Source organism: Vibrio sp. 378, assembly GCF_033339435.1.
In genome coordinates this window covers 1-1,368 of sequence record NZ_JAWOUO010000080.1, presented here as the reverse complement: position 1 = coordinate 1,368, position 1,368 = coordinate 1, and the positions used below count along the sequence as shown (strand labels likewise).

Sequence of the window (1,368 nt, the reverse complement as noted above, 5' to 3'; positions counted from 1 at the left end):
TTTCTGCATGAGCGGATGCGAATGGTAATAATACTGCAGCAAGTAGTAATAGTTTCTTCTGAGTGCCTCATCTACATGTTTTTTGTGCGATAATTAGAGCATAAGCGGCAATCGCGTAATTTCAATTTTCTGTTAAGACTATCCAAGTCGTATTAGTAAATTGATGGGTTTCTCACATATTTTACAGCTCGACTTCCGCCCATTTTATCCATTACGGTGATGGTCTTAGCCCAGACCGCAATCTTTTGGTCGTAACTGAAATTCTTCGATAGAACCAATTTCTTGCCCTAAGTGAATTCGAGGTGCGTCGACATGTGCTTGGCCTTGCGAGTGCATGACTAACCGGTTTGCTGTTCTCGGTTTCAGTTCGTTAACGACAAAGCGAATCATGTCTGCTCTTGTTAGCTTTTTGAGCTCGGCTAGTACTTTTTCGCGTTGATTAAACTCGGTATCTTTGTTGCCTATTGCTACCCATAAGCGTTGCGCTCGTCCACGTAAAGTCGTGTCTGGGGTTGCGATTTGGTTCCAAAGGCCACGCTTACTGCTGTGCCATTGGTAGTCGTTGAGCTCCAAAAGCACCATGTAAAATGCATTTAAAAATTCATCGATAGAGGTGACCAATTCCGCAGGAGCTGCGTTTGGTGATTGCACATAAAGCACAATCCCCGGATGACGGTTCAGTGGCATGTTACCAGTGCCGACCATGTAGCCGAGTTGCTGCTTGGTGCGAATCTCATGAAAGAAGGTTGCCGACATGAGGTGATTGGCCAAAGAATAAAGTGCTATGCTGCGCGGTTCGATGTCTTCACACTGGTGGTAAATTACCACAGCTGAGTCTTGTTGATTACAATGCACTTCGCGCTGAAAACTGCCATTTTGACCGAGCATAATTAACGGACGCAGTGCTTCTTCGTAGCGCTGTTCTTTTACGCGCAAGGCATCTTTCAAGGTTGTTGCCATATCATGCGCTTGTTGACGTTGCCAGTCGCCATAAACGAACATTTCTACGTGGAGTTCCGCCAAAATCGACTCGACGAATGTCGACAGTTCATCGACTTCAATCTCTTCCAGCGCTTCTGCAAGCGTCGCGAAAGGAGGATTGTTGGGCTGCAACAATCCTGTTAATGCGTTGAACAGTTGAGAAATTGGGCGATCTTGAGATGAATTTCGCCAATTACGTAATAATTGTTGTTTGATGGTTTCGAACCGAGTCGGGTTGAACTCTCTCGCGGCGAAACGGCGTAAAATCATCTCAAGCAGTTGCGGCAGTTTTTGGCTGAAGCCCGACAACGTCAAAGTTACCCCACCTTGGTGTGCATACATGTTGTAGCCCATGCCCGCGATTTCAGCTTGGTAGGTTTCTTTGGC

Annotated in this window: 1 protein-coding gene; it reads right to left on the bottom strand. The window is 46.1% G+C overall.

Going from position 1 to position 1,368, the window contains the following annotated elements; genetic code table 11:
- Positions 1–225: 225 nt before the first annotated feature.
- Positions 226–1,368: insulinase family protein (locus tag R7Q48_RS24220; RefSeq protein ID WP_318132628.1), on the bottom strand; the 1,143-nt coding region annotated here is incomplete at its 5' end.